Below are 6,194 nucleotides of genomic sequence, written 5' to 3' on the forward strand. Positions count from 1 at the left end.
GACGCCACCGGCCCCACCCGCACCACCGTCGCCGTGCACCAACTACCCCACCCGCACCTGCTCATCGAGATCCAGGCCGTAGCCGTACTGCCCTGACCTGCCGGTGAGCAGGGGCCTCCGGTGCCGCTGGCGGGCCTCAAGGTGAGCCGAGGCTCCCTGAGGACAACGAGCCTTCGTAGACCGTCTCCAGACCGCGCTCCACGCGGACCAGCGAGGCCAGCCATTCCCGCGTCTCCGGGTCGGTCGAGTAGAGCAACGTGCCGCGCATGCCCCGCGTCATCAGCACCTTGTAGGTGTTACGGATCAGGCGGTCCGCCTCGGCGTCGCTGAGCGTCTTACGGCTGCGGAACGCCGGATCCTTCGACGCGGAGCGCCGGGTGACCAGCCGGCCGTCGCGGGCGACCAGATCCGGGCCGATGATGACCCCCGACCACTCGTACTCGAAGCCCTGAGCGGTGTAGACGCAGCCCACCTGACCGAATCCGTTGGGGTCGGTGGCCCAGAACGCGCTGCCCGGCGCGTCGCCGACGCTGCGGTCGCTCCTGACGTTCCAGGGCCGGGACCAGCCGCCGACCTGCACGTCAGGAACCAGGGTGTCATCCGGGCGCGGTTCGCTCCACGGCCAGCAGTACCCCGCCGACATCCGTGCCGTCTCGCCGGCCGCCTGCTTCGTGGCGAGAAACGTCTCCAGTTGCTCCGGGGAGTCGGCGAGCCGCAAGTCGAAGCGGCCGTCGCCCGTCCAGAGCGCCGGCTCGCCGTCGTCGAGGCCGAGCAGGTCGAGGACCCACTGTTCGTACGCCTCACTGCCGCCGCAACGGAACTGGTCGTGCAGCGAGACCACCTCAACCTCCAAGCCGAGTTTCTCGGCATGGCGGGAGATGACGTCGACGCTGCCGAGTTCGCCGGGCTTGACCACCTGGTGCTCGTCGAGCAGGAACACCGGCACCCGCGCGGCGGCGATCAGCTCGTCTATCTGCGGGCGGGCCTTCTCCCGCTTGGCCTTCGGCGTGAATCTGTTGACCGAGGTCTCCCGGATCCGGTGCGCCTCGTCGCAGATCAGCACGTCGAACCCGTTGCGTTCCGCGGCCATGAAGCTGTTGAAGTAGGCGAACAGGTTCTTGATACGGGTGGAGCCCCTGCCGGCGTAACGGCGCAGCGTCTGGGTGAACGACCGCGAGCCGGTGGCGTGCATCACCGACCGGTTCCGCCGAGCCAGTTCGCCGAGCACCGACAGGGCGATCACACTCTTGCCGCTGCCCGGCCCGCCCGCGACGACCACGACCGACTTGCGGTCCGCCGACCGGGCCCGCTCCACCGAGTGCAGAACCAGTTCGTACGCCAGGCGCTGTTCGTCCAACAGCGTGAAGTGCGAGCGTTCCTTCAGTTCCTGGGCCGCGTACGACAGAAGGTGCTTGCTGGGTCGGACGGAGCTGGTCAGGAAGCGGTCCGCGGCGGGCGCGCCCGGCGCGGGCGCCAGGTGCGCGCGGAGGTAGTCGAGGAACTGGCCGCGGCGCTGCTTGGTGAAGATCCGGCTCTGCTCGGTGGGACGTCGCGCGAACAGATCGTTGACGTCCCGGTCGACGGCGTTGTGCAGGTACGCGGCACCGCGGACCGGACTGCGCCGGTCGGCGAGGACACCGAGAAAGTCCGTGAGGTACTCGCAGTAGTCGCCGACCTGCATCCCGGGGTGCAGTCGCGGACCTCGGGCATGTTCGACCAGGACGAGCCGGTCAGAGCCCTCGTACGACTCCGCCTGGGACCACTGCTTCAGTTCCACGACCACGTAGGAGTCCTCGGCTGTCCTCGGGTCGACGCCGGCCAGCACCACGTCGACCCGCTTGCTGGTCAGGGGAAGCTGGTACTCGACCAGGACCTCGACCTGCCCCAGCCCCGCATCGGCGAGATCCTGCCCGAGCACAAGGAGGCTGCGGGACCAGGACCGGCGCTCACTCGCACTCACGTTGTGACGGAGATGATCCGCGATCCGGTCGGCCAGAGTGCCGTTGCTGGCCAGCCGGAGCAGGCCATTGGCGGAGGTGCGAAACGCTGACAACACTTGCCCCCGGGCAGCACGAATTGATCGTGCGCATGGGGGGCGTGTCCGGCCACAGCCGGAAGCCCGTCGTTACGCGCCTGTATGAGAGGGACTGTAGCGAAGAGATCAACTCAACGCCACGATCAGGACCGCGGCTTCGCGGCTGAGCCCTTCACCCGATCCACCGGATAGCGGACGGCCACCTCGTCGAGTTTGGTCAAGGCGGCTTCGACGAGGTCGATGCCGAGCACGTCGGCGAGTCGCGTCAGATAGACCATGACGTCCCCGATTTCAGCCTTGACCCGGGCGCCGGCCTCCGGGTCGGACATCACCTCGACGGCCTGCTCGGGCGTGAGCCACTGAAACTCGGCGAGCAGTTCACCCACCTCGCCGGCGAGCGCCATGGCCAGGTTCTTGGGCGTATGGAACCGTTGCCAGTCGCGCTCGTCTGCGAACGTGCGTAGGCGTGCCGTCAAGGGATCCATTCGCGCGATCTTCTCACGCGAATCGTGACCCGTCCTGCACAAGAGGTCGTGCCTACGAGGGCCGGTCTGGTCGGCTGCGATGACGGTGGAACGGTCAGGCCCGCGATCCACCGAGCCCGACCGTTCTGTCACAGGTTGACGACCGCGTCCTCGGCGAACGTGAAGAGCCCCGCATCGAAGGTGATCGTCTTCAACTTCGTGCCCTTCGGGACGTCGAAGAAGACGTTGGCGCGAACGGAATTGCCAGGGTTGATCTCGTCGAGGAAACCGCTGGCATCGTTGTTGCCGTACATCCGGCCGTGCCGTCGGCGTCGTACTCGCGACCGGCTGCGTCCTGGGCGGTCACGGTGCCGTCGGCGTGGAACAGGTGAGCCGACTTGGTGACGTTCTTGACGGAGATGTTGGCCCTGCAGAACACGCCCTGCGCCTTGCGGTTGAGGAACGAGTCGCCCACCTGCGAGATACCGCACTTGACGCTGTTGACGGTGAACTCGAAGTCACCGCCGCGGACCTTGTCACCAACGCGGTACACCTTCGGGCCGGTTGGCTTCGGCGGACTCGGCTTGACCGGGGCCGCGGCCGGCGGGGTCGCGACGGCCGACGGTGCGGGCGACGATTTGGCCGGGGCTGGATCCGCTGCGTTGCTCGGCCCTGCGCTCGACGACACACCTGCCGGCTCGGGATCGCCGAGGACCGCGCCAACCATGCCGACGCCGCAGCACAGCGCAACCATGGCGCCGAAACCGATCAGCGTGGGAATCAGCCAGGCCGGCCGCTTCCGTGGAACGGGCGTGGCGGGATACGCCACAGTGGGCGGGCCGTAGGGCGGACCCCCGTTGTCGGGCGGGCCTGCGTACGGCTGGTTCTGGCTCGGCTGGCCAGGATCGGTCATGCTTCTGTCCCCACAGGTAGTCCGCGCGGCACCCACCGCGCAAGTCCTGTGAACGGTACTGAGGACGCCATGGCGAATTCGATCACTGTCAGGTCGACGACAACGTCGTGGGCCCAAAGTGGCTGACCGGCCCACTGGTGACCGGTCGCGGTGGGCGGGCGGCTACTGAATAGGGGAACTGGTTCTCTGTTCGGGGGAGGACCGTCGCGACGAATGCGGCACGCTGCCGCCCATATGGTGAGGAACGACCGTACGCGGCCCCGCGTCTGATAAGAGTCGTTGCTCCTTGTCCGCGCTCCTCGTCACCGAGACGACCTGCCCCTCACACGCCTACCGCAGCCTGTTGCCGTGGCGGTACGCGAGCAGACCTCCCGTCAACCAGCCAGGAGGCGGCCTACCGTGGCAGCGGTGCGGCCGGGCGGACCCCGCTGAACTCGGAGTGCTCGTACCGGGTGGCGGAGAGCAGCAGCAGCCACTCGTCGCAGCCCTGCCACGGGTAGAGGTCGGCGGCGCCGCCGCGTACGGTGCGGGGTCCGTCGCCGGTGCGTGGCCGGGCGTCCGCCGGCGCGTCCGCGAAACCGGGGATCCACACATCGGCGCAGATCTCACCAGCCGAACCCATCGCCGCCAGGCCGAAGGGATTCTCCCCGGCGGCGGTTCGCTCCTCGTCGCCGAAGTCGTCGAGGAGCTGATCCTCGTCGGGTTTGTCGTCGCCGAGGAACGTCAGCGTGGTGGTGCCGGCGCGGGCCGCGTACTCCCATTCGGCCTCGCTGGGCAGCCGGAACGGCAGGGCGTCGAGCAGGTCGTCCAGGTCGTCCTCGAGCCGGGCCGTGCCGGAGTCCTCGTCGGCGTAGTCGTCCTCGTAGTCGGGCAGCCAGTGCCGGACCTGCGCGACCGTCAGTGGGTGGCGGGCGATCAGGAACGGTTCGACCCGCACCTCCCGCACGGGTTGGGCGTCCTTGGCGGCGGCGAAGAAGGGCCCGAGCGTGTCCTCGACTCCTCCACTACGCTCGATGGCGCGTACGGCCTCCAGTTCCGCCTCGGACAGCCCCATCCGGAAGGTCCCGCCCGGCACCTCACGAAACACCACGCCGGACGCGGTGTGCCGCAGGGCCCGACGCCCGGCCACGATCTCCTCGGTCCACATGGCGCCGAACGCTAGCAGCCGAGGCGTTGTGCCCGGGGCGGTGCCAAGCAGTCAGACGAGACGATCTAGCCCAAGAGCAGCACGTTTCGCAACACGGTGTCGCCCAGTCCTGCAATTCCTCAGCGGTGCGCAAGAGTGCGAGCAGGGTCGACGACGTGCCCCGGCTGCTGGCGCCGACCGGCCCGCCGTTGTGGCACCTGCCCGCTGCGGCCCGCTCACCAGGTGCCGTCGTCGCGTACCCGGGTTGGCGCCCGGCCGAGCGGCAGGGTGGCCAACGCGGCGTCGATGTCCTCGCTGAAAGCCACTCGCCGGCCTGGTTCAGCGCGAAGACCCGCCCTCGCTCGTCAACGGCGAAGACGCTGTTGATCCGGACCTGCTCGCCGGGGACCCCGGCGACTGCTCACGTTCGCGGGGAAAGGCGGCACGTACGCCATCAGCTCTTCTGCGATCTGCTGCTGCGCGCTGGCCGCCGCTGTCGACGCTTGTGGCCCATTGGCGTTCAGTCGTCGCAGCCGACGCCGTCGCCGTCACGGTCGAGGTCGTAGCGGCACTGTCTACGCTCGTTCGGTCAGGATGTCGGCTACGTCGTAGTGCTCCCACCACGATGGCCTGTGCTTGCGGAGAATCCCTCCGGCCCGCGTCAGGAGCAGCCAGTTCCCGTCGAGCATCAGCGCCGCGTCCTCGCTCCGGCTGGCGAGAACTCGTGCCACGGCCGCCACCATGTTCCGAACCCCCGCCTCTGACGGCTGGTTCTTGCGCATGCGGAAGCTGATGTTGACGTACTGGTCGGGCTCCCATTCCCACTGAGATCCGTCGTCGTCCTCCGCGTCGTAGTAGCCGTTGCTGCCCGAGTAGACGGCGACCGCGTATCCGTGCCGCTCGTCGAGGTCGGCGCGGAACAGTCGCGGACGACCGGGCTCGGTCGGCTGCTCGGTGGCTTCGGGTGCGGCGAGGTTGGCTACCCGCTCGATCGGGACATCGCCCGCCAGCGTCAGCTGATACTCGATGGCCAAGGTTGCCGCCCTCCTCAGTTCCGCCGCACGATCTCGATGAGCGCGCCGCTGCGTGTCACCGCCACCAGTTCTTCGAGGCGGGGTATCGGCCAGTCGTCGAACTGCCGCTGCAGGGCGGCGAGGTTTCCGCGCCAGTCGTGAAGGTTCAGCACCACGCGTTGCGTCTGTTGACTGGCCACCTTATCGGAGACTCCTGTCCAGATTCCTCGCACCGCTCTCGACGGCCTGGGGGAGTAGCAGTCGAACACGAGGCCCTCGATCAGATAGTCCGGATCCTTGGCTACTTCCCCGGTGTCGCCCGTACGGGATCGTGCCTCGGCGATTTCCTGCTTGGTGGGGTTCTGGTGGACCTGGTATCCCCTGTCGGCGACGATGTCGGCGCACTGGTTCTCCAACTCCAGTGAACGCCGCACGTTGTTGTCCTCCTTCGGGGGGATCCGGGTGCGTGGTCCGGTCGGTTCGCCGCCGAGGGTGCCGGTGGCGGATTTGGTCCAAGGCTTCAGATCGTGGTCGGCGGTGTCGGTGTCGTCCGCCGTGGTGACGGTGGGGGCGGGGTCTGTGGTGGTGGGGCTGGCCGGGTGGTGCCGCCAGCCCCGGTCAGTTTCCCGCCGACCCCAGTTGG

General features: G+C 68.4%; 5 protein-coding genes and 2 pseudogenes. 1 reads left to right on the top strand and 6 read right to left on the bottom strand.

What is annotated here, in order from left to right:
* Positions 1 to 96: pseudogene (locus tag ACFHW0_RS31305) on the top strand (RidA family protein); the annotation flags it as partial.
* A 40-nt stretch (positions 97 to 136) separates the two neighbouring features.
* Here ACFHW0_RS31305 and ACFHW0_RS31310 read toward each other — a convergent pair.
* The 6 genes and pseudogenes from ACFHW0_RS31310 to ACFHW0_RS31335 all read right to left on the bottom strand — a co-directional run bounded on the left by ACFHW0_RS31310 (position 137) and on the right by ACFHW0_RS31335 (position 5,985).
* The gene (locus ACFHW0_RS31310; protein ID WP_416613235.1) at positions 137 to 1,960 is read right to left on the bottom strand and encodes a DNA/RNA helicase domain-containing protein; all 1,824 of its coding nucleotides are present in this window, start codon (positions 1,958 to 1,960) and stop codon (positions 137 to 139) included.
* A 218-nt stretch (positions 1,961 to 2,178) separates the two neighbouring features.
* Positions 2,179 to 2,520, bottom strand: coding sequence for a nucleotide pyrophosphohydrolase (locus tag ACFHW0_RS31315; RefSeq protein ID WP_416613236.1), 342 nt, complete (start codon positions 2,518 to 2,520; stop codon positions 2,179 to 2,181).
* 128 nt (positions 2,521 to 2,648) lie between these two features.
* A pseudogene (locus ACFHW0_RS31320) lies at positions 2,649 to 3,412 on the bottom strand (DUF4352 domain-containing protein).
* Positions 3,413 to 3,806: 394 nt separating this feature from the next.
* The gene (locus ACFHW0_RS31325) at positions 3,807 to 4,559 is read right to left on the bottom strand and encodes a formylglycine-generating enzyme family protein (protein WP_416613237.1); all 753 of its coding nucleotides are present in this window, start codon (positions 4,557 to 4,559) and stop codon (positions 3,807 to 3,809) included.
* Positions 4,560 to 5,113: 554 nt separating this feature from the next.
* Complete coding sequence (locus ACFHW0_RS31330) at positions 5,114 to 5,572, bottom strand: SitI3 family protein (RefSeq protein WP_416613238.1); 459 nt, start codon at positions 5,570 to 5,572, stop codon at positions 5,114 to 5,116.
* A gap of 14 nt (positions 5,573 to 5,586) precedes the next feature.
* Positions 5,587 to 5,985 (bottom strand): hypothetical protein, encoded by a 399-nt coding sequence (locus ACFHW0_RS31335; RefSeq protein WP_416613239.1) that lies wholly within the window; start codon positions 5,983 to 5,985, stop codon positions 5,587 to 5,589.
* Between the last annotated feature and the right edge of the window lie 209 nt (positions 5,986 to 6,194).

The organism is Micromonospora sp. LOL_025 (assembly GCF_048060285.1).
GTDB lineage: Bacteria > Actinomycetota > Actinomycetes > Mycobacteriales > Micromonosporaceae > Micromonospora.

What these genes read in the sequence shown, in the direction of transcription:
- ACFHW0_RS31325 (WP_416613237.1), bottom strand. Translation starts at nt 4,559, where the DNA reads ATGTGGACCGAGGAGATCGTGGCCGGGCGTCGGGCCCTGCGGCACACC.
- ACFHW0_RS31315 (WP_416613236.1), bottom strand. Translation starts at nt 2,520, where the DNA reads ATGGATCCCTTGACGGCACGCCTACGCACGTTCGCAGACGAGCGCGAC.